This window comes from Enterobacter cloacae complex sp. IR5418, from assembly GCF_049238105.1.
In the GTDB taxonomy this organism is placed as follows: domain Bacteria; phylum Pseudomonadota; class Gammaproteobacteria; order Enterobacterales; family Enterobacteriaceae; genus Enterobacter; species Enterobacter hormaechei.
In genome coordinates, this window is the sequence record NZ_JBMKHS010000004.1 from 33,826 (window position 1) to 55,383 (window position 21,558).

The following is a 21,558-nucleotide window of genomic DNA, read 5'->3' on the forward strand; positions in this document are numbered from 1 at the left end:
CACCTGAGCCACTAAGAGTGTATAAATCCCCCGCGATACGCTGTAAAATCCCGCCCTGATAACTCCATAATTGATGAATTTTTAACCTATGAGCAATGTTACGCACCCGCCGAAAATCGGCTTTGTCTCCCTGGGCTGCCCGAAGAACCTGGTGGATTCCGAACGCATCCTGACTGAACTTCGCACTGAAGGCTATGACGTGGTGCCAAGCTACGACAACGCCGACATGGTGATCGTCAACACCTGCGGGTTCATCGACAGCGCGGTCCAGGAGTCACTGGAAGCCATCGGTGAAGCCCTCACGGAAAACGGCAAAGTGATTGTGACCGGCTGTCTGGGCGCGAAAGTGGACCAGATCCGCGAAGTGCACCCGAAAGTGCTGGAGATCACCGGCCCGCACAGCTACGAGCAGGTGCTGGAACATGTTCATCACTACGTACCAAAACCAAAGCACAACCCGTTCCTGAGCCTGGTGCCGGAACAGGGCGTGAAGCTGACGCCGCGCCACTACGCGTACCTGAAAATTTCCGAAGGCTGCAACCATCGCTGCACCTTCTGCATCATCCCGTCGATGCGTGGCGATCTGGTGAGCCGTCCAATTGGCGAGGTGCTGGCAGAAGCCAAACGCCTGGCCGATGCGGGCGTGAAGGAGCTGCTGGTCATCTCCCAGGACACCTCCGCCTACGGCGTGGACGTCAAACACCGCTCCGGTTTCTATAACGGCGAGCCGGTGAAAACCAGCATGGTCGGCCTGTGCGAGCAACTGGCTAAGCTCGGGATCTGGACGCGTCTGCATTACGTTTACCCTTACCCGCACGTTGACGATGTGATCCCGCTGATGGCAGAAGGCAAAATCCTGCCGTATCTGGATATCCCGCTGCAACACGCCAGCCCGCGCATTCTGAAGCTGATGAAACGTCCTGGCTCCGTTGACCGCCAGGTGGCGCGCATCAAACAGTGGCGTGAGATCTGCCCGGATCTGACCCTGCGCTCAACCTTTATTGTCGGCTTCCCGGGTGAAACCGAAGAAGATTTCCAGATGCTGCTCGACTTCCTGAAAGAAGCGCGTCTGGACCGCGTGGGCTGCTTCAAGTACAGCCCGGTTGAAGGCGCAACCGCCAACGAGCTGGCGGATCAGGTACCGGAAGAGGTAAAAGAGGAGCGCTGGAACCGCTTTATGCAGCTGCAACAGCAGATCTCCGCCGAACGCTTGCAGGAGAAAGTGGGCCGCGAAATTCTGGTCATTATCGACGAAGTGGACGAAGAAGGGGCGATTGGCCGCAGCATGGCGGATGCGCCTGAGATCGACGGCGCGGTGTACCTGAACGGGGAAACCAACGTCAAGCCGGGCGATATTATTCGCGTGAAGGTTGAAAACGCCGACGAGTATGATTTGTGGGGTAGCCGGGTTTAATTAACTTTCATCCCCCTCACCCCGGCCCTCTCCCCAGAGGGGAGAGGGTGTTAAAGTTCCCTCTCCCCTCTGGGGAGAGGGTTAGGGTGAGGGGCAAGGTCCAACAAAACACTACCCCTTTATCCGCGGATCCAGCGCGTCGCGCAACCCATCCCCCAGCAGATTAAACGCCAGCACGGTCAGGAAAATCGCCAGGCTCGGGAAAATCGCCACGTGCGGGGCAATCACCATATCCGCCCGCGCCTCGTTCAGCATCGCGCCCCACTCCGGCGTCGGTGGCTGTGCCCCTAACCCCAGAAACGACAGGCTCGCCGCCGAGATAATCGACACGCCTATGCGCATGGTGAAATAGACCACGATAGACGACACCGTTCCCGGCAGAATATGGCTGAACAGGATGGTGGCATCGCTGGCCCCCATGCTGCGCGCCGACTCGATAAAGGTTTGCTGTTTGAGCACCAGCGTGTTGCCGCGCACCAGGCGGGCGAAAGCGGGAATCGAGAATACCGCCACGGCGATGATGACGTTCGCCATGCCGCTGCCCATCACCGCTACCACGGCAATCGCCAGCAGAATACCGGGAAAGGCAAACAGCACGTCGCAGATGCGCATGATGATGCGGTCCCACCAGCCTTCGTAGTACCCGGCCACCAGCCCCAGTACGGTGCCAATTGCTGCGCCCATCAGCACCGCGAAGACCCCGGCCGCCAGCGAGATCTGCGCTCCCACCAGCACGCGGCTGAAAATATCGCGCCCGAGCGAGTCCACGCCAAACCAGTGCATCATCGACGGACCATCGTTCAGCCGGTCGTAATCAAAGTAGTTTTCCGCATCAAACGGGGCTATCCAGGGGGCGACAATCGCCACCAGGATCAGCAGCAATACAAACAACCCGGCAACCATAGCGACGGGCTGACGACGGAATCGCCGCCAGAATTCCCCCCACGGGGTGCGAATATGGTCCGGCCTGATCCCCGGCATCGCGTTCAAAACGGCCTGACGCCGCCAGTTCAACAATCGCATCTTACTTATACCTGATGGCCGGGTTAATGGCGGCGTACAGCACGTCCACCACTAAGTTGATAAGAATAAACTCCAGCGAGAAAAGCAGGACTTCTGCCTGAATTACCGGATAGTCGCGCATGTCTACCGAATCGACGAGCAAGCGCCCCAGCCCCGGCCAGTTAAAGACCTTCTCCACCACGATAGAGCCGCCCAGCAGAAAACCAAACTGAAGCCCCATCATCGTCACCACCGGGATCATCGCGTTACGAAAACCGTGCTTCAGAATGACCCATTTCTCGCTCACCCCTTTTGCCCGCGCGGTGCGAATATAATCTTCGCTCAGCACGTCGACAAACGAGGCGCGGGTAAAGCGGGCCATTACCGCCGCAACCGCCGCGCCAAGCGTCATGGAGGGCAAAATGTAGTGCTTCCAGGTGTCGGCACCGACGGTCGGCAGCCAGCCCAGCTCGACGGAGAAAATCTGCATCAGCAGCATGCCCAGCGCAAACGCCGGGAAAGAGATGCCGGTCACCGCCAGCGCCATGCCGAGTTTGTCCGGCCAGCGGTTGCGCCAGACGGCGGCGACAATGCCCGCGCCCAGGCCAAACACAACCGCCCAGCTCATACTGGCAATCGTTAACCAGAAGGTGGGCATAAAGCGGCTGGCAATCTCTTCCGATACCGGACGACGCGACACCATTGAAATGCCAAAATCGCCCTGAAGGACGTTGCCAATGTAACGCAGAAATTGCCTGTACAGCGGCTGGTCAAGACCGAGCTGCTTACGTACCAGTTCAATAACCGTCGCATCTGCTTCCGGTCCCGCAATCAAACGCGCCGGATCGCCGGGCAGCATGTGGACAAACAAAAACACCAGCACGGCCACAATCAGCAGCGTCGGGATAAGCCCCAGCAGACGTTTACAAACATAATTCAGCATGAGTTTTATTTTAAATCCGCGTCATCAAAGCTAAAGCCCGTATCCGGCATGATGTAAAAACCGGTCAGCGCTTTGTTGTGGGCTGAGACCAGTTTTTCCACCACCAGCGGCACCCACGGCGACTCTTTCCAGATAATGTCCTGCGCCTCTTTGTACAGGCGCGCTTTCTCTTCCGGTTTGGTGGTTTTCAGGGCATCGGCCAGATCCTTATCCACCTGCGGATTACTGTAAAACGCGGTGTTGAACAGGGTTGGCGGCCAGTTCTGGGAAGCAAACAGCGGCGACAGCGACCAGTCTGCTTCACCGGTTGAAGCCGTCCAGCCGGTGTAGAACATCCGCACGCCGCTCTCTTTCTGCCCTTTGCCTTCCACTTCCGCCGCTCGCTGTCCGGCATCCATCGCCGTGACCCTGGCTTTAATGCCCACCTGCGCCAGCTGCTGCTGGGTAAATTGCAGCACCTTTTGCGCGGTACTGTGGTTATGCGACGACCACAGCGTGGTGCTAAAACCGTTCGGATAGCCCGCTTCTTTCAGCAGTTCCCGCGCTTTCGCCGGATCGTACGGCCATGGCTGATAGCTCTGCGCGTACTCAATTGTTGGCGGCATCACACCCGTCGCGGGCGTGGCGTACCCGGCAAAGGCCACCTTCACCAGCGCCTGGCGGTTAATGGCGTAGTTGATGGCTTCACGCACCTTCGGGTTATCAAACGGTTTCTGCGTGACGTTCATGCTGATGTAGCGCTGCATAATCGACGGACTGGCCACCAGCTCCAGCTTGCTGTTTTTCGCCAGCAGCGCCGCCTGTTCGTACGGGATCGGGAAGGCAAACTGCGCTTCGCCGGTTTGCAGCATCGCGGCGCGGGTATTGTTGTCCACGACCGGACGCCAGGTGAGGGTATCCAGCTTCGGCAGTCCCTGCTGCCAGTATCCGGCGAATTTTTTCACCTTCACAAAATCGGTCTGGTTCCAGGTAAGCAGTTCGTACGGTCCGGTCCCTACCGGGTGGAAGCCAATCTCTTTGCCATATTTTTTCAGGGCAGCGGGCGAAATCATTGCCGTCGCCGGATGCGCCAGGATATTGATAAACGCCGAGAACGGCTCTTTGAGGGTGATCTTCACCGTCGCCGGGTCAACCACCTCGGTACGGGCGATATTTTTATACAGGTTATAGCGCTTCAGACCGTTTTCCGGGTTGCTGGCACGGTCCAGGTTGACCTTAACCGCCTCGGCGTTGAAGTCGGTACCATCCTGAAACTTCACGCCGGTACGGAGCTTAACGGTATAGATCAGCCCGTCGTCCGACACGGTATACCCTTCCGCCAGCACGTTTTTCAGCTTCATCTCGCGGTCCAGGCCGAACAGCCCCTGGTAGAAGGATTTTGCCACCGCCTGAGAAAGGGTGTCGTTAGCATCATACGGATCCAGCGTCGTGAAGTTTGACCCCACCGCCACCACCACGTCTTTCGACGCGAACGCGGGAGCGGCAGCCAGCGCAGCCATCACGCTCGCGGCCAGCAGCCATTTACGAGCAACAAAAGGAACCATTGTGTTCTCCTGCCTGTTGTAAGTTATAACCGCGAGAATGCATTGTCCTGACGCGGCGGTGCGACAAAATGACCGGGTCCCACCTCACGCAGCGCCACGCGCTCCAGGGTTTCGCCCCGTTTACGAATATTGCTCGGCATTTCGTCCTGCAACAGCACGCGCTGGGCGTGGCGATGCTCAGGATCGGCAACCGGTACGGCGGCCATCAGCTTGCGGGTGTACGGATGCTGCGGGTTTTCAAACACCGCCCGACGGGGGCCGATTTCAACAATCTGTCCCATGTACATCACCGCCACGCGATGGCTGATCCGCTCCACCACCGCCATATCGTGGGAGATAAACAGAAACGCGATGCCTAAATCCCGCTGTAAATCGAGCAGGAGATTGATGATTTGCGCGCGGATGGAGACATCCAGCGCGGAAACGGACTCATCCGCAATCACCACTTTTGGATTCAGGGCCAATGCCCGCGCAATACAGATGCGCTGTCGCTGACCGCCAGAAAATTCGTGCGGATAACGCCAGGCATGCTCCGGCTTCAGGCCCACGCGCTCCAGCAGCCACGCGACACGGCGCTGTGCGGCTTCACCGTCGAGCAGGTTATGCACCCGCAGCGGCTCCATAATCGAGTACCCCACCGTATGGCGCGGATCGAGCGACGCATAAGGATCCTGGAATATAAACTGAATATCCCGGCGCACCGCCTGCAATTTACTGTTAGGGAGGGTGTCGATGCGCTCACCGTTGAAGGTGATGCTCCCCTCCTGCGACTCCACCAGCCTGAGCAGCGCCCGCCCGGTGGTGGATTTACCGCAGCCGGACTCCCCCACCAGTGCCAGCGTTTCGCCCGGCCAGAGATCAAAACTGACGTTTTCAACCGCATGCACTTCGCGCTTCACGCGATTGAGGACCCCGCTACGCAGCGGGAAACGGGTCACCAGGTCACGCACTTCGAGGATTGGCCTGCCGGGAACCACCGTATTCTGCTCGGTTTCGTCTTCCTGCTGGCCCAGTTCGGTCTGGGAGAACAGCGGAAAGCGGCGCGGAAAATCACTGCCATTCATGGCGCCGAGACGCGGAACCGCCGCCAGCAGCGCTTTGGTATAAGGATGTACGGGCGCATGAAAGACCTGCTCCACCGTACCGGTTTCGACGGCATTGCCCTGATGCATAACCAGCACCCGGTCGGCAATATCCGCCACCACCCCCATATCGTGGGTGATGAAAATCACCCCCATCTCCATCTCCTGCTGCAACACCTTAATCAGTTGCAGGATCTGGGCCTGAATGGTGACATCCAGCGCCGTAGTGGGTTCGTCCGCAATGAGCACCGCCGGACGGCACGACAGCGCCATCGCAATCATCACCCGCTGGCGCATGCCGCCGGAAAGCTGATGCGGGTAGCGGGACAAAATTGCGTGCGCCTCCGGGATACGTACCAGCTCCAGCATCCGTTTCGCTTCCTTGAGCGCCTCATCACCGCTCAGTCCCTGATGGAGGCGGATAGATTCGGCAATCTGCTCACCCACCGGGAAAACCGGGTTCAGGGAGGTCATCGGCTCCTGAAAAATCATCGCAATATCTGCCCCGCGCACCCCCTGCATCTGGGACGCGCTCAGCTCATTGAGATCGATAACCTGACGGTTGCGACGGCGCAACAGCATCCGCTCGCTGGTGACCTGCCCGCCCGTCTGCTCAAGCAGACGCATCAGCGCCAGCGCGGTAACGGATTTACCGGATCCGGACTCGCCTACAATCGCCAGCGTTTCGCCACGATTGAGCGAAAACGACAGGTGCTGGACTGCCGGGATAAACTGCCGCTCTTCCTGAAAGGCAATATTCAGTTGGTGGACAGCCAGCACTTCGCAGTTGTCCAGCTCTTCACGGTGCGGCACGCTATGCCCCCTTATTCACGATAAATTCCTGTGCTGGGCGCATCGCCGGCATACCCCCACGCCCGGTACATCCCTTCACTGTTGAACGGCAGCGCCACGTTGCCTTCCCGATCCACCGCAATTAAGCCTCCCACGCCGCCCAGCGCGGGGAGTTTCTCCATCACTACCCGCTCGCAGGCCTCGCTCAGGCTTAATCCGCCATAATCCATCAGCGCGGTAATGTCGTAGGCCGCCAGCGCGCGGATAAACACTTCGCCGGTGCCGGTGCACGACACCGCCGCCGTGGCGTTATTGGCATAACACCCGGCCCCCGGAAGCGGACTGTCGCCGACGCGTCCGGGAAGCTTGTTAGTCATACCGCCTGTCGACGTCGCGGCGGCGAGGTTACCGGCTTTATCCAGCGCCACCGCGCCTACCGTGCCCATTTTGCTGCGTTCATCGAGCGGCGCGGCATGGTCCAGCTGCGTCATCCCCGCTGTACGGGCCTCCAGCAGTTGCCGGTAACGCTCCTCGGTGGAAAAAAGATCGGGCGAGACCGTGTCCATCCCGTGCTCGACGGCAAATTTCTCCGCCCCTGCGCCGGTCATCAGCACATGCGGGCTGTGATCCATCACCAGACGCGCGGCCAGCACCGGATTACGCAGACGGCTGACGCCCGCCACCGCCCCCGCTTTCAGGGTGACGCCGTCCATCACGCAGGCATCCAGTTCGTGCGTTTCATCGCGCGTAAAGACCGAGCCAATGCCAGCATTAAACAGCGGGCACTCCTCCAGCAGACGCACCGCTTCGGTCACCACGTCCAGCGCGCTGTCGCCCGCTTCCAGCATCCGCTGGCCTGTTTCCACAATGGCGTTCAGCGCGTCAATATAACGCTTCTCCTGCTCGGGACTGAGCTGTGCACGGGTGATTGCCCCGGCACCGCCATGAATTGCGATAACCGCTTTACTCATTTCGCATCACCCATCAGCCTGGCTGGCTGCTTTTTCTATAAATATCATTATCGTCGACGAATCTTCAGATGATTTTTGAATATAGAAAGACGCAACTGTGATGTAAAGCGTACACCCATCGGGTCATACAGTTAGCCGCACTTTTCTGCCATAATGAGCGCTTTCGTTGTTACTCCGCAGGAGCCCACCATGGATTTTACCGCCGGACTGATGCCGCTTGAGACGGCACTTTCGCAGATGCTTGACCGCATTACTCCACTGCACGATGTTGAGACGCTGCCGCTTGTGCGCTGTTTTGGCCGTATTGCCGCACGCGATATCGTCTCGCCGCTGAACGTGCCGGGGTTCGATAATGCGGCGATGGACGGCTATGCCGTACGTCTGGCGGATGTGCAAACGGGTCAGCCGCTGCCGGTGGCAGGTAAAGCGTTTGCCGGGCAGCCGTTCAACGGTGAGTGGCCTGCGGGCACCTGCGTGCGCATTATGACCGGCGCGCCGGTACCCAAGGGCTGTGAAGCCGTGGTGATGCAGGAAGAGACCGAACAGACCGACGACGGTGTGCGTTTTACCGCCAGCGTCAAAGCGGGTCAGAATATCCGCTGCACCGGGGAAGACATTACCCTCGGCGCAACGGTCTTTGCCGCCGGGCAAAAACTGACGGTGGCCGAACTGCCGGTGCTGGCATCGCTTGGCATCGCGGAGATTGACGTCGTTCGCAAAGTGCGCGTGGCGGTGTTCTCCACGGGGGACGAGCTACAGCTTCCGGGTCAGCCGCTGAACGAGGGGCAGATTTACGACACCAACCGTCTGGCGGTGCACCTGATGCTGGAGCAGCTGGGCTGCGAAGTGATTAATCTCGGCATCATTCCTGACGATCCGCAAAAACTGCGCGCCGCGTTTATCGACGCTGACGCCTCTGCCGACGTGGTGATCAGCTCCGGCGGTGTATCGGTTGGCGAAGCGGATTACACCAAAACCCTGCTTGAAGAGCTGGGCGAAATCGCCTTCTGGAAGCTGGCGATTAAACCGGGCAAACCGTTCGCGTTTGGCAAGCTTCCGCACAGCTGGTTCTGTGGCCTGCCGGGTAACCCGGTCTCTGCCGCGCTGACCTTCTACCAGCTGGTGATCCCGCTGCTGGCGAAGCTGTCAGGCAACAATGCCAGCCCGCTGCCTGAACGTGTGCGCGTGCGGGCGGCAACGCGCCTGAAAAAATCACCGGGCCGTCTCGACTTCCAGCGCGGCATTCTGGCGCGCAACGCCGACGGTGAACTGGAGGTGAGCACCACCGGGCATCAGGGTTCGCATATTTTTAGCTCCTTCAGCCAGGGCAACTGCTTTATCGTGCTGGAGCGCGATCGCGGTCACGTCGAGGCGGGCGAATGGGTTGAAGTGGAACGCTTTAACCACCTGTTTGGAGGCTGACATGACGGTGGAACTGAGCGACCCGGAGATGATGCGTTACAACCGCCAGATCGTGCTGCGCGGGTTTGATTTCGACGGTCAGGAAGCGCTTAAGGCGGCCAGCGTGCTGGTTGTTGGCCTGGGCGGTCTGGGCTGTGCGGCGGCGCAATACCTGGCTGCGGCGGGCGTCGGCAGCATGACGCTGCTGGATTTCGATACCGTGTCGGTGTCCAACCTGCAACGCCAGACGCTGCACAGCGACGCGACGGTGGGTCAGCCAAAAGTGGAATCAGCACGCACGGCGCTGACGCGCATTAATCCCCACGTTCAGTTCACCCTGATTGACGCGATGCTGGATGACGACGCGCTGTTTGCGCAGATAGCACGGCATGACCTGGTGCTGGACTGCACCGATAACGTCGCCATTCGCAACCAGCTTAATGCGGGCTGCTTTGCCCATAAAACGCCGCTGATTTCCGGCGCGGCCATCCGCATGGAGGGGCAAATCAGCGTTTTCACTTACGCTGAAGGAGAGCCGTGCTACCGCTGCCTGAGTCGTCTGTTTGGCGAGAATGCCCTCACCTGTGTCGAGGCGGGCGTGATGGCACCGTTAGTGGGCGTTATCGGTTCCTTGCAGGCGATGGAAGCCATCAAAGTGCTGGCGCATTACGGCACGGCAGCGGCGGGCAAAATCGTGATGTACGACGCAATGACCTGCCAGTTCCGCGAGATGAAGCTGATGCGTAACCCGGGGTGTGAGGTTTGTGGAGGTTAAAGCAAACGGCAACCTTCAGGTTGCCGTTTTAGTGTTTGCTCCCTCTCCCCGTGGGAGAGGGCTGGGGTGAGGGCATCAGGCCGCACCCGTCAGATCGACGTGCGTCCAAACGCCCCCTGCCAGTCCTGCTCAAACTTCACAATCGCCGCATCCACGGCTGGCGACGTAATAAACTGCTGCGCCACGTCCAGCGGCAGCGTGATGGACTCGCACCCTGCCAGCAGGCAGTCCAGCGCCTGGCGCGGGGTTTTAAAGCTCGCCGCCAGCACCTTTGACTGCGGGGCATGCAGGGTCAGCAGCTGTTGCAATTCGACTACCGTCTGGATCCCGTCCCCGCCCTGCGCATCCACGCGGTTCACGTAAGGTGCGACATACTCCGCCCCCGCCAGCGCGGAGAGCATCCCCTGCGCTGCGCCGTAGACCGCCGTGCCCAACGTCGGGATCCCTTCTGCTTTCAGCATTTTGATCGCCGCCAGCCCTTCTGCGGTCACGGGTACTTTCACCACCAGGTCATTGATGATCGCGCGCAGTTTACGTGCGTCTTCCACCATCCCTTCGGCGGTCGTCGCCATCACCTGCGCAAACAGACGCCCCTTGCCGCCCAGCGCGTCGTGCAGCGCGGGCAGTAGCTCTTCCAGAGGCGTTTTTCCCGCCGCCACAATGCTTGGGTTAGTGGTTACGCCCGCCAGCGGGAAGATACGCGCCAGCTTTTTGACTGCCGCAACGTCAGATGTGTCGAGATAAAGTTCCATGATGTCACCCTCAAAATTAGCCTGTATTTACCCTATCACAGCAAAACCTGCTCATGAATTGACCCACATCAAGATAACTTTCATTCGAAAGTCATTTAATCTTCATATGTAATTCGAGGGCAAAAAAATGATCTTCAATGTACAGCGTTACTCCACCCACGACGGCCCCGGTATTCGAACCGTGGTATTCCTGAAAGGCTGCTCGCTGGGCTGTCGCTGGTGTCAGAACCCGGAAAGCCGCTCCCGCACGCGGGACGTACTGTTTGACGCACGTCTGTGCCTGGACGGCTGCGACCTGTGCCAGCAGGCGGCACCGGGCTGTGTTGAACGCGCGCTGAACGGGCTGGTCATTCACCGTGAAAAATTCGATGAAGCCACGCTCAACGCCCTCACCGACTGCTGCCCGACGCAGGCGCTTACCGTCTGCGGTGAAGAGAAGCAGGTGGAAGAGATTATGGCGACCGTCCTGCGTGACAAGCCCTTCTACGATCGCAGCGGCGGCGGGATCACCCTCTCCGGCGGCGAGCCGTTTATGAACCCGACGCTGGCACACGCCCTGTTTAAAGCCAGCCATGAACAGGGCATTCATACCGCCGTTGAAACCTGCCTTCATGTGCCGTGGCATTACATTGAGCCGTCATTACCCTACGTCGATCTGTTCCTCGCGGACCTGAAGCATGTCGACGCGGAGGTGTTTAAACAGTGGACGGACGGTTCAGCCAAACGGATCCTGGACAACCTGAAACGCCTCGCCGCTGCCGGGAAAAAAATCACCATCCGCGTGCCGCTGATCCAGGGCTTCAACGCCGATGAAGCGTCTGTTACCGCCATTACCAATTTCGCCGCCGATGAACTCGGCGTCGAGGATATTCATTTTCTGCCGTATCACACGCTGGGCATGAACAAATACACCCTGCTCGGCCAACCCTACTCTGCCCCTGACAAACCGCTGGATAACCCTGCCCTGCTGGACTTCGCGCAGCAGTATGCCTGCCAGAAAGGGTTAACCGCGACCTTACGAGGATAAACTTATGACCACTCTGAATCTCAACACCCTCAGCGAACGTATTAAAGCGCATAAAATGGCGCTGGTGCATATCGTTAAGCCGCCGGTCTGTACCGAGCGCGCACAGCATTACACAGAAATGTACCAGCAACACATGGACAAGCCGATCCCGGTACGTCGCGCTCTGGCGCTGGCGCATCACCTGGCAAAACGCACCATCTGGATCAAACACGACGAGCTGATTATCGGTAACCAGGCAAGCGAAGTGCGCGCCGCGCCGATCTTCCCGGAATACACCGTCTCCTGGATTGAGAAAGAGATTGACGATCTGGCGGACCGTCCGGGTGCGGGCTTCGCGGTAAGCGAAGAGAACAAGCGCGTGCTGCATGAAATCTGCCCGTGGTGGCGCGGCCAGACGGTACAGGATCGCTGCTACGGTATGTTCACCGACGAGCAGAAAGGCCTGCTGGAAACCGGCATCATCAAAGCGGAAGGCAACATGACCTCCGGTGACGCGCACCTGGCGGTGAATTTCCCGCTGGTGCTGGAAAAAGGCTTAGACGGCCTGCGCGCGAAAGTGGCCGAGCGCCGCTCGCGTATCAACCTGACGGTACTGGAAGATCTGCACGGCGATCAGTTCCTGAAAGCCATTGATATTGTGCTGGAAGCCGTCAGCCTGCACATCAAGCGCTTCGCCGATCTGGCGCGTGAGATGGCCGCCAGCGAAACCCGCGACAGCCGCCGCGACGAGCTGCTGGCCATGGCGGAAAACTGCGACATCATCGCCCACGAGCCGCCAAAAACCTTCTGGCAGGCGCTCCAGCTGTGCTACTTCATTCAGCTGATCCTGCAAATTGAGTCTAACGGCCACTCCGTCTCCTTCGCCCGTATGGACCAGTACCTTTACCCGTACTACCGCCGCGACGTGGAGCTGGACCAGAGCCTGGACCGCGAACACGCCATCGAACTGCTGCACAGCTGCTGGCTGAAACTGCTGGAAGTGAACAAAATCCGCTCCGGCTCGCACTCCAAGGCTTCTGCGGGCAGCCCGCTGTATCAGAACGTCACCATCGGCGGCCAGAAGCTGGTCAGCGGTGAGCCGATGGACGCGGTCAACCCGCTCTCCTACGCGATCCTCGAATCCTGCGGTCGCCTGCGCTCCACCCAGCCGAACCTGAGCGTGCGCTACCACGCGGGCATGAGCAACGACTTCCTCGACGCCTGCGTGCAGGTGATCCGCTGCGGCTTCGGGATGCCCGCGTTTAACAACGATGAAATCGTCATCCCGGAATTTATCAAGCTCGGCGTGGAACGAGAGGACGCCTACGACTACGCCGCCATCGGCTGCATCGAAACCGCCGTCGGCGGCAAGTGGGGCTACCGCTGCACCGGCATGAGCTTTATCAACTTCGCCCGCGTGATGCTGGCGGCGCTGGAAGGCGGTCGCGACGCCACCAGCGGCAAGGTATTCCTGCCGCAGGAGAAAGCGCTTTCTGCGGGTAACTTCGACAATTTCGATGAGGTGATGGCGGCGTGGGACAGCCAGATCCGCTACTACACCCGCAAATCCATTGAGATCGAGTACGTGGTGGACACCATGCTGGAAGAGAACGTCCACGATATTCTCTGCTCGGCGCTGGTGGATGACTGCATCGAACGCGCGAAAAGCATCAAACAGGGCGGCGCGAAGTATGACTGGGTCTCCGGCCTACAGGTGGGGATCGCTAACCTCGGCAACAGCCTGGCGGCGGTGAAGAAGCTGGTGTTTGACCAGGGCGCTATCGGTCAGCAACAGCTGGCGGCGGCGCTGGCGGATGACTTCGACGGGCTGACCCATGAGCAGCTGCGTCAGCGTCTGATCAACGGCGCGCCGAAGTACGGTAACGACGACGACAGCGTGGACATGCTGCTGACGCGCGCCTACCAGACCTACATTGAGGAGCTGAAGCAGTACCATAACCCGCGCTATGGTCGCGGCCCGATTGGGGGGAACTATTACGCGGGCACGTCGTCCATCTCCGCGAACGTGCCGTTTGGCGCAGCGACAATGGCGACGCCAGACGGCCGTAAAGCCCACACTCCGCTGGCGGAAGGGGCAAGCCCGGCGTCCGGTACAGATCACCTCGGCCCGACGGCGGTGATCGGCTCCGTGGGTAAACTGCCGACCGAGGCGATTCTTGGCGGCGTACTGCTGAACCAGAAGCTGAATCCGTCGACGCTGGAAAACGACAGCGACCGCCAGAAGCTGATGGTGCTGCTGCGTACCTTCTTCGAGGTGCACAAAGGCTGGCATATTCAGTACAACATCGTCTCGCGCGAAACGCTGCTGGAGGCGAAGAAACACCCGGTTCAGTATCGTGACCTGGTGGTGCGCGTCGCGGGCTACTCGGCGTTCTTCACCGCCCTGTCGCCGGATGCGCAGGACGATATTATCGCCCGTACTGAGCATACGCTGTAAAAAAACGCCCGGTGGCGGCTTCGCCTTACCGGGCTTTTCTACTTTCATTCGAAATTAAATTTGTGCTCCCCGTCACCTTGTTATTAGAATGTTTCAAAACGCAGTGACCCAGGAGCACAGTATGACCGTAAAAGTTATCGTCACCGATATGGACGGAACTTTCCTTGATGATGCCAAGCAGTACGATCGTGACCGCTTCCAGGCACAGTTTGAGCAGCTTAACGCCCGCGGCATTGAATTTGTTGTCGCCAGTGGCAACCAGTATTACCAGCTCATCTCCTTCTTCCCCGAACTGAAAGACCAGATCTCCTTCGTGGCGGAAAACGGCGCGCTGGTCTTCGACCACGGCGAACAGATTTTCCACGGCGAGCTGACGCGCCATGAGTCGCAGATCGTCATTGGCGAACTGCTGAAAGACAAAGGGCTGAACTTCGTGGCCTGCGGGCTGGAGAGCGCATACGTTAGCGATAGGGCACCAGAAGCCTTCGTGGCGCTGATGTCAAAGCATTATCACCGCTTAAAGCGCATCAGCGATTACCGCGAAATTGACGACGTGCTGTTCAAGTTCTCCCTGAACCTGCCGGACAGCGATATCCCGAACCTGGTAGATAAGCTGCACGTCTCGCTGGACGGCATTATGAAGCCGGTCACCAGCGGATTCGGTTTTGTCGATTTGATTATCCCCGGCCTGCACAAAGCCAACGGCATTAGCCGCCTGCTGAAAGGCTGGAAAATCTCCCCGCAGGAGTGCGTCGGCATTGGCGACAGCGGCAACGATGCCGAGATGCTGAAGCTGGTGAAATACTCTTTTGCGATGGGCAACGCGGCAGAGAGCATCAAAGAAATCAGCCGCTACAGCACCGACGACAACAATCATCAGGGCGCGCTAAACGTGATTCAGGCCGTGCTCGACGCGCACTCCCCGTTCGACGCCTGATCCCCTTCCTGCCGGAGCCTCGCTCCGGCCCCCTCACTCTTTTCTCATCCTGTGGCACCCGTCAAGGTTTTAAACTTGCATTAACTTATTTTTAACTTAAAGTATCACTTGTAGACACTTTTGCTTTCGAATGAAAGATGCGAGGCAGTTATGACCTTTACCAGCGAAACCTTGCCAGCGGACCACAAAGCGGCAATTCGGCAGATGAAACGCGAGCTACGGGCCCAGATCGGTGACGTCCAGGCGGTGTTCGACCGGCTCAGTGACAAAATCGCCACCCGCGTGGCGGAAATTAACGCCCTCAAAAATAAAGGCGAAACCGTCTGGCCGGTGATCCCGTTTGCGGATGTGAAAAACGGCACGATTACCGACACACAGCGCGAGGCCATTAAGCGCCGCGGCTGCGCGGTGATCAAAGGCCACTTCCCGCGTGAGCAGGCGCTGGCATGGGATCAGTCGATGCTCGACTACCTCGATCTGAACAAATTTGACGAGGTGTACAAAGGACCGGGCGATAACTTCTTCGGCACCTTAACCGCCTCTCGTCCGGAGATTTACCCGATCTACTGGTCACAGGCGCAAATGCAGGCGCGCCAGAGTGAAGAGATGGCGCAGGTGCAGTCGTTCCTGAACCGTTTATGGACATTCGAGAGCAACGGTAAACAGTGGTTCGACCCGGACGTGAGCGTGATTTACCCGGACCGCATCCGCCGCCGTCCACCGGGAACCACCTCAAAAGGGCTGGGCGCGCATACTGATTCCGGCGCGCTCGAGCGCTGGCTGCTGCCCGCTTATCAGCAGGTCTTTGCCCGCGTGTTTGACGGCAACGTCGACAAATACGATCCGTGGAACGCCGCGCACCGTACCGAAGTGGAAGAGTACACCGTGGATAACACCACCAAATGCTCGGTGTTCCGCACCTTCCAGGGCTGGACGGCCCTGTCGGACATGATCCCCGGCCAGGGGCTGCTGCACGTGGTGCCGATCCCGGAAGCAATGGCTTACATTCTGCTGCGTCCGCTGCTGGATGACGTGCCGGAAGATGAGCTGTGCGGCGTGGCGCCGGGGCGCGTGCTGCCCATTTCGGAGAAGTGGCACCCGCTGCTGATCGAAGCGTTAACCAGCATTCCGGCGCTGGAAGCCGGTGATTCCGTGTGGTGGCACTGCGACGTGATCCACTCCGTCGCGCCGGTGGAAAATCAGCAGGGCTGGGGCAACGTGATGTATATTCCTGCCGCGCCGATGTGCGAGAAAAACCTCGCCTACGCGAAAAAGGTCAAGGAAGCGCTGGAAACCGGCGCGTCACCGGGAGACTTCCCGCGCGAGGATTATGAAAAGAGCTGGCAGGAGCGTTTTACCGTGAACGATCTCAACATCCACGGCAAACGCGCGCTGGGCATGGTCTAACTGTCGTACAGCCCTTCCCGATCTACGGCGGTGCGTCGTTTCCCCTGACGTATCCGCCGTACCGACTCCCGTACGGTCAGCGTACCGTTAAGCAGCAAGGTTCCCACCGGCGCATCCGGGCGCATCAGCCGCTGCTGGAGCATATGCACCGCTTCCGTTCCCAGTTCATCGCGGGGGACATGCACCGCCGTCAGCGGTACGTCCTGGATGGCGGCCAGATTAAAGCCGTCGATGCTCATCACCGACACGTCCTGCGGCACGCGCAGACCGTGGTTTTGCAGGGCGCTGATGGTGCCCGCCGCCATAAAGTCGCCCCCCACCAGGAACGCCGTCGGCAGGTCTTTTCCCTGCTGCTGGTGAAGCCACTCGCTCACCTGCTGCTCCGTCTCTCTGGCGCTGAAGCTCGGCACCACCAGCAGGTCGCGCCTGTCGCTGAACCTGAGGTTATGGCCGTGCCACGCGTCACGGATCCCGGACAGGCGCAGCTCCATGGTGTAGCGGCGCAGGCACAGCACGTTCATCACCTCACGGTGTCCCATCTCGAACAGGTACTCTGCCGCCCGCTCGCCAATGGCGCGGTGATCAGGCGCGACGGCGGGCAGGCGCATGTGGCGGTCCCGGCAGTTAATCAGCATGCAGGGTTTCCCCACGTCTACCGCCAGATCGTGGATATGCGGATCGTCGATACCGAGCAGAATCGCCGCCTGGGTATCCGGCTCGTTCATACGAGCCAGAAACAGCTGGGCATCGCTGTCGTTCTCCTCCAGCGCACAGTAGCGCAGACGCACCTCGTGCGAGGCCAGCCCTTTGCTCACGCTCTGGATGACGCGGTAGTAAAAGATGTCGGACCGCTCGTCAAACGCCCGCTGCGGGGCGAACACCACCAGGCTGTTAAGCAGCAGACGCCCCGCCGCCATGCCGTCCATTACCCCCAACTCCCGCGCGCATGCCAGCACCTTTGCCCGTGCCTTTTCGCTGGTGTTTGCCTTCCCCGCCAGCACGCGGGAAACGGTGCTGATGGAGAGCTGAGTACGGGCGGCGATTTCGGTGATTTTAAGCCTTTTGTCCATTTTGTGATCTGGCTCCGGATGTGAAATGAAAAAATTTTCACATCATATTTATCAGGTAATAACTTGTCTGAGGGCCATAATGCCGAAAAACAGACCTCGGTTATGAGAAAGTTTGCACAAAATCCACTATTCCCTGCTCAATTTCTCTCTTAAGGTGAACCTGTCACACAACTTCCATACTAGTTGTATAGCAGCCTGGCACTCTAAAACTGATAACTTTTAAATACCTGACGCTGTGTGACGCCTGAACCTTTGTCCCCTTACCGTCCGTCTTGTGGAGAAGAAAATGAGTCAGGACATCAATAACACCGTTGCGACAAGCAAAACCCGTCGCGTCATCCGGAACCTGCGCTGGTACGTGCTGGTGCTGTTTCTTCTTGGCGTGACCGTCAACTACATCACACGTAACTCGTTAGGTATTCTCGCCCCGGAACTGAAAGAGAGTCTGGGGATCACCACCGAGCAGTACTCCTGGATCGTCGGCGCGTTCCAGATCGCCTATACCATTTTCCAGCCCCTGTGCGGCTGGCTGATTGACGTCATCGGCCTGAAAATCGGCTTTATGGTCTGCGCCGGGATCTGGGCGCTGATGTGTATCTTCCACGCGGGCGCCGGAAGCTGGCTGCACCTCGCGATCCTGCGCTTCTTTATGGGGGCGTCAGAGGCCGCCGCCACGCCCGCGAACGCCAAAACTATCGGTGAATGGTTCCCGAAATCAGAGCGCCCCGTTGCCGCAGGCTGGGCGGGGGTGGGCTTCTCTATCGGTGCGATGCTGGCCCCGCCTATCATCTACTTCGCGCACGCGTCGTTCGGCTGGCAGGGTGCGTTTATGTTTACCGGCGTGCTGGCGCTGCTGTGGGTGATCCTGTGGTGGGCGTTTTATCACAACCCGGAACAGCACCCGAACCTGAGCCGCGATGAGCTGGCGTTCATCAAGCAGGATAACGAACCTGCACCGGTCAAACTGCCTTTTCTGACCGCGCTGAAAACCGTCTCGAAGAACAAACGTTTCTACGGTATCGCCATTCCGGCCTTTATGGCGGAACCGGCCTGGGCCGTGCTGAGCTTCTGGGTGCCGCTGTACCTCGCCAAAGAGCACGGCATGGATCTGAAACAGATTGCGATGTTTGCCTGGCTGCCGTTCCTGGCCGCCGATCTCGGCAGCGTGGCAAGCGGCTACCTGACCCGGCTCTACACCCGCTGGTTCGGCTGCACCCGCGTTAACTCGGTCGTCGCAAGCTCCGTCACCGGCGCGTTCCTGATGATTTCTCTCGCCGTCGTCGCCGTGACCCGCGACCCGTATATCACCATCGTGTTGATCTCCATCGGCGGCTTCGGGCACCAGATTATCTCCTGCATGCTCAGCGCGCTGGTCGTGGAGTCATTCGACAAGGGCCAGATGGCAACCGTCAACGGCATGCGCGGCTCGGCAGCGTGGATCGCCAGCTTCCTGTTCTCGCTGTTAATCGGGGTGACCGCCGACAAAATCGGCTTTAACCCGCTCTTTATCGCCATGGGCTTCTTTGACCTGCTTGGCGCTGTTTTCCTGGTGGCATTTATTGCTGAACGTCGCGCCAAGCGCGCCTGATAGTGGATGTATTGCATATGAAAACCCTGAAAAACTGGACCGTCGATACGCAGTCGGCAAACCATCTTGAACTGCTGGTGGATAATCAGCACCGCCTGTGCCTGTATGTGCTGGAAGAGAACCTGTTCCGCGTGCTGATCAAACGCAAAGGCGAGCTGGCGCTGGACCGCACCTGGAGCATCGCCCCGGAACAAGACGTGCCGTGGGAAGGTCGCCGTCGTGACGACTTAAGCGGTTTCTCCTGCCCGGCCTGGACGCTGACGCAACAGGGCGACACATTAACCGTAGCGACTGAACAGCTGCGCGTGACCGTCCACCAGCCGCTGTGGCTGGAGTGGCACTACCGCAATGAGGCGGGCGAGTGGCAGCCACTGGTCAATGACCGCCCGACCAGCGCCTACCTGCTCAATGCCCACGGCGATGGCGTGGCGCACTATCTCAGCCGCCGCAAGGACGAGCGTTTTTACGGTCTGGGTGAGAAAGCGGGTGATTTACAGCGCAACGGCAAACGCTATGAGATGCGTAACCTGGACGCGATGGGCTATAACGCGGCCAGTACCGATCCGCTGTACAAGCACATTCCGTTCACCCTCACCCGTCGCGACGACGTGAGCTACGGCCTGTTCTACGATAACCTGAGCAGCTGCTGGCTGGATCTGGGTAACGAGATCGACAACTATCACACCGCCTACCGCCGCTGGCAGGCGGAAGCGGGCGATATTGATTACTACATCTTTACCGGCAAGCGCGTGCTGGACGTCACCAAAGCCTTCGTGCGCCTGACGGGGAAAACGCTGTTCGGACCGAAATGGAGCCTGGGCTACAGCGGCTCGACCATGCACTACACCGACGCGCCGGACGCGCAAAACCAGCTGATGAACTTCATCCGCCTGTGCGATGAGCATGCCATTCCGTGCGACTCGTTCCAGCTCTCCTCCGGCTATACCTCCATCAACGGCAAGCGCTACGTCTTTAACTGGAACTACGACAAGGTGCCGCAGCCAAAGGTGATGAGCCAGGCCTTCCACGACGCGGGGCTGAAGCTTGCGGCAAACATCAAGCCGTGTCTGTTGCAGGATCATCCCCGCTACAGCGAAGTGGCGGAACGCGGCCTGTTCATTCGTGATTCAGAAACCGATGCACCGGAACGTTCCAGCTTCTGGGATGACGAAGGGTCGCACCTCGACTTCACCAACCCGCAGACGGTGCAGTGGTGGCAGAACGGCGTCACCACCCAGCTGCTGGAGATGGGCATTGATTCCACGTGGAACGACAACAACGAGTATGAAGTGTGGGACGGGGAAGCGCGCTGCTTTGGCTTCGGCCAGGAGATTGCCATCAAGCACATTCGCCCGGTGATGCCGCTGCTGATGATGCGCGCCTCGCTGGAAGCACAGCAGCGCTTTGCGCCGGAGAAACGTCCGTATCTCATCTCCCGCTCCGGCTGCGCCGGAATGCAGCGCTACGTTCAGACCTGGAGCGGCGATAACCGCACTAACTGGGACACCCTGCGCTATAACATCCGCATGGGGCTGGGCATGAGCCTTTCCGGGCTGTTCAACGTCGGCCACGACGTGGGCGGTTTCTCCGGTGACAAGCCGGACGCCGAGCTGTTCGTGCGCTGGGTGCAGAACGGCGTGATGCACCCGCGCTTTACCATTCACTCGTGGAACGATGACCACACCGTGAACGAGCCGTGGATGTATCCCGGCGTCACGCCCGCCATTCGCAGCGCGATTGAGCTGCGCTACCGCCTGCTGCCGTATCTCTACACCCTGCTCTGGCAGGCGCACGCCGACGACGAGCCGATGCTGCGCCCGACCTTCCTCGACCACGAGCACGACGCGCAGACCTTCGAAGAGTGCGACGACTTCCTGCTGGGCCGCGACCTGCTGGTCGCCAGCGTCGTCGAAGCCGGGCAGCGCGAACGCCGCGTCTGGCTCCCGGACAACGACACCGGCTGGTACGATTTTTACACTCACGCGTGGTATGCGGGCGGCCAGTCGATCGTTCTCGACGCGCCGCTGGAAAAACTGCCGCTGCTGGTGCGTGCCGGGGCCGGTTTACCGCTCAGCGAACGCATCCGTCACGTGAGCGCCGATAAAGACGATACCCGCGAGCTGAAACTGTTCCCGGTGAAAGGCGTCGGCACCACCTCCGGGCTGCTGTTCGAAGACGACGGCGAAAGCTGGGGCTACCAGAACGGCAACGCGCTGTGGGTGGAATGGGAGATGGTGTGCGACGGCGCGACCATTAACCTGAAGGTCAACGCGCGCGGTGACTATCGTCCTGCATGGAAGGCGCTGAAGGTGTCGTTGCCTGTTGGGGAAAAACGTACGCTGCGGGTGAACGGAGTTGAAGGGGGCGAGTGGGTGCTGTAACAGATCCCCTCACCCTAGCCCTCTCCCCAAAGGGG

At 59.4% G+C, this 21,558-nt stretch carries 16 protein-coding genes; 9 read left to right on the top strand and 7 right to left on the bottom strand.

Annotation, left to right across the window (positions count from 1 at the left end):
* The first annotated feature begins 88 nt into the window (after positions 1–88).
* The gene (gene rimO / locus ACOTX7_RS04825; RefSeq protein ID WP_221257138.1) at positions 89–1,414 is read left to right on the top strand and encodes a 30S ribosomal protein S12 methylthiotransferase RimO; all 1,326 of its coding nucleotides are present in this window, start codon (positions 89–91) and stop codon (positions 1,412–1,414) included.
* A 111-nt stretch (positions 1,415–1,525) separates the two neighbouring features.
* Here rimO and gsiD read toward each other — a convergent pair whose 3' ends face one another.
* Genes gsiD through iaaA form a run of 5 tightly spaced genes read right to left on the bottom strand, consistent with a single transcriptional unit; the run spans position 1,526 to position 7,748 of the window.
* Complete coding sequence (gsiD, locus tag ACOTX7_RS04830) at positions 1,526–2,437, bottom strand: glutathione ABC transporter permease GsiD (RefSeq protein WP_006809474.1); 912 nt, start codon at positions 2,435–2,437, stop codon at positions 1,526–1,528.
* Between the two features lies 1 nt (position 2,438).
* Positions 2,439–3,359: a glutathione ABC transporter permease GsiC gene (gene gsiC, locus ACOTX7_RS04835; RefSeq protein ID WP_006809475.1), complete on the bottom strand. Its 921-nt coding sequence runs from the start codon at positions 3,357–3,359 to the stop codon at positions 2,439–2,441.
* Positions 3,360–3,364: 5 nt separating this feature from the next.
* Positions 3,365–4,903 (bottom strand): glutathione ABC transporter substrate-binding protein GsiB, encoded by a 1,539-nt coding sequence (gsiB, locus tag ACOTX7_RS04840; protein WP_221257137.1) that lies wholly within the window; start codon positions 4,901–4,903, stop codon positions 3,365–3,367.
* Between the two features lie 23 nt (positions 4,904–4,926).
* Positions 4,927–6,798 (bottom strand): glutathione ABC transporter ATP-binding protein GsiA, encoded by a 1,872-nt coding sequence (gene gsiA, locus ACOTX7_RS04845; protein ID WP_221257136.1) that lies wholly within the window; start codon positions 6,796–6,798, stop codon positions 4,927–4,929.
* Positions 6,799–6,809: 11 nt separating this feature from the next.
* The gene (gene iaaA, locus ACOTX7_RS04850; protein ID WP_205924177.1) at positions 6,810–7,748 is read right to left on the bottom strand and encodes a beta-aspartyl-peptidase; all 939 of its coding nucleotides are present in this window, start codon (positions 7,746–7,748) and stop codon (positions 6,810–6,812) included.
* A gap of 189 nt (positions 7,749–7,937) precedes the next feature.
* Here iaaA and moeA point away from each other — a divergent pair, with 189 nt between their 5' ends.
* On the top strand, positions 7,938–9,170 hold the full coding sequence (moeA, locus tag ACOTX7_RS04855) for a molybdopterin molybdotransferase MoeA (RefSeq protein ID WP_214591382.1): 1,233 nt from the start codon (positions 7,938–7,940) through the stop codon (positions 9,168–9,170).
* A 1-nt stretch (position 9,171) separates the two neighbouring features.
* Positions 9,172–9,924, top strand: a complete 753-nt coding sequence (gene moeB, locus ACOTX7_RS04860) for a molybdopterin-synthase adenylyltransferase MoeB (RefSeq protein WP_221813549.1) — start codon at positions 9,172–9,174, stop codon at positions 9,922–9,924.
* Between the two features lie 89 nt (positions 9,925–10,013).
* Here moeB and fsa read toward each other — a convergent pair whose 3' ends face one another.
* On the bottom strand, positions 10,014–10,676 hold the full coding sequence (gene fsa, locus ACOTX7_RS04865) for a fructose-6-phosphate aldolase (RefSeq protein ID WP_023303353.1): 663 nt from the start codon (positions 10,674–10,676) through the stop codon (positions 10,014–10,016).
* 127 nt (positions 10,677–10,803) lie between these two features.
* Here fsa and ACOTX7_RS04870 point away from each other — a divergent pair, with 127 nt between their 5' ends.
* The 4 genes from ACOTX7_RS04870 (at position 10,804) to ACOTX7_RS04885 (ending at position 16,484) form a co-directional block, all read left to right on the top strand.
* The gene (locus ACOTX7_RS04870; RefSeq protein ID WP_221257134.1) at positions 10,804–11,703 is read left to right on the top strand and encodes a glycyl-radical enzyme activating protein; all 900 of its coding nucleotides are present in this window, start codon (positions 10,804–10,806) and stop codon (positions 11,701–11,703) included.
* A gap of 4 nt (positions 11,704–11,707) precedes the next feature.
* Positions 11,708–14,140 carry a formate C-acetyltransferase/glycerol dehydratase family glycyl radical enzyme gene (locus ACOTX7_RS04875; RefSeq protein WP_221257133.1) on the top strand — a complete coding sequence of 811 codons (2,433 nt, stop codon included), beginning with the start codon at positions 11,708–11,710 and terminating at the stop codon, positions 14,138–14,140.
* Positions 14,141–14,261: 121 nt separating this feature from the next.
* Positions 14,262–15,077: a Cof-type HAD-IIB family hydrolase gene (locus tag ACOTX7_RS04880; protein ID WP_221257132.1), complete on the top strand. Its 816-nt coding sequence runs from the start codon at positions 14,262–14,264 to the stop codon at positions 15,075–15,077.
* A gap of 150 nt (positions 15,078–15,227) precedes the next feature.
* Entirely contained in the window at positions 15,228–16,484 is a 1,257-nt protein-coding gene (locus ACOTX7_RS04885) for a DUF1479 domain-containing protein (protein WP_221257131.1), read from the top strand.
* On the opposite strand, the gene ACOTX7_RS04890 is transcribed toward ACOTX7_RS04885, so the two are convergent.
* Complete coding sequence (locus tag ACOTX7_RS04890) at positions 16,481–17,554, bottom strand: LacI family DNA-binding transcriptional regulator (RefSeq protein WP_221813550.1); 1,074 nt, start codon at positions 17,552–17,554, stop codon at positions 16,481–16,483. The two genes, ACOTX7_RS04885 and ACOTX7_RS04890, sit on opposite strands and share 4 nt — an antisense overlap.
* Positions 17,555–17,840: 286 nt before the next feature.
* Between ACOTX7_RS04890 and ACOTX7_RS04895 the strand changes: the two genes are divergently transcribed.
* Together ACOTX7_RS04895 and ACOTX7_RS04900 are read left to right on the top strand one after the other, a co-directional pair.
* Entirely contained in the window at positions 17,841–19,142 is a 1,302-nt protein-coding gene (locus ACOTX7_RS04895; RefSeq protein WP_017384901.1) for an MFS transporter, read from the top strand.
* Between the two features lie 17 nt (positions 19,143–19,159).
* Complete coding sequence (locus ACOTX7_RS04900; RefSeq protein WP_221813551.1) at positions 19,160–21,523, top strand: TIM-barrel domain-containing protein; 2,364 nt, start codon at positions 19,160–19,162, stop codon at positions 21,521–21,523.
* Positions 21,524–21,558: the final 35 nt, after the last annotated feature.

What these genes read in the sequence shown, in the direction of transcription:
- gsiB (WP_221257137.1), bottom strand. Translation starts at nt 4,903, where the DNA reads ATGGTTCCTTTTGTTGCTCGTAAATGGCTGCTGGCCGCGAGCGTGATG.
- ACOTX7_RS04885 (WP_221257131.1), top strand. Translation starts at nt 15,228, where the DNA reads ATGACCTTTACCAGCGAAACCTTGCCAGCGGACCACAAAGCGGCAATT.
- moeA (WP_214591382.1), top strand. Translation starts at nt 7,938, where the DNA reads ATGGATTTTACCGCCGGACTGATGCCGCTTGAGACGGCACTTTCGCAG.
- gsiD (WP_006809474.1), bottom strand. Translation starts at nt 2,437, where the DNA reads ATGCGATTGTTGAACTGGCGGCGTCAGGCCGTTTTGAACGCGATGCCG.
- ACOTX7_RS04880 (WP_221257132.1), top strand. Translation starts at nt 14,262, where the DNA reads ATGACCGTAAAAGTTATCGTCACCGATATGGACGGAACTTTCCTTGAT.
- ACOTX7_RS04875 (WP_221257133.1), top strand. Translation starts at nt 11,708, where the DNA reads ATGACCACTCTGAATCTCAACACCCTCAGCGAACGTATTAAAGCGCAT.
- ACOTX7_RS04890 (WP_221813550.1), bottom strand. Translation starts at nt 17,554, where the DNA reads ATGGACAAAAGGCTTAAAATCACCGAAATCGCCGCCCGTACTCAGCTC.
- iaaA (WP_205924177.1), bottom strand. Translation starts at nt 7,748, where the DNA reads ATGAGTAAAGCGGTTATCGCAATTCATGGCGGTGCCGGGGCAATCACC.
- moeB (WP_221813549.1), top strand. Translation starts at nt 9,172, where the DNA reads ATGACGGTGGAACTGAGCGACCCGGAGATGATGCGTTACAACCGCCAG.
- fsa (WP_023303353.1), bottom strand. Translation starts at nt 10,676, where the DNA reads ATGGAACTTTATCTCGACACATCTGACGTTGCGGCAGTCAAAAAGCTG.
- gsiC (WP_006809475.1), bottom strand. Translation starts at nt 3,359, where the DNA reads ATGCTGAATTATGTTTGTAAACGTCTGCTGGGGCTTATCCCGACGCTG.
- ACOTX7_RS04900 (WP_221813551.1), top strand. Translation starts at nt 19,160, where the DNA reads ATGAAAACCCTGAAAAACTGGACCGTCGATACGCAGTCGGCAAACCAT.
- ACOTX7_RS04895 (WP_017384901.1), top strand. Translation starts at nt 17,841, where the DNA reads ATGAGTCAGGACATCAATAACACCGTTGCGACAAGCAAAACCCGTCGC.
- rimO (WP_221257138.1), top strand. Translation starts at nt 89, where the DNA reads ATGAGCAATGTTACGCACCCGCCGAAAATCGGCTTTGTCTCCCTGGGC.
- ACOTX7_RS04870 (WP_221257134.1), top strand. Translation starts at nt 10,804, where the DNA reads ATGATCTTCAATGTACAGCGTTACTCCACCCACGACGGCCCCGGTATT.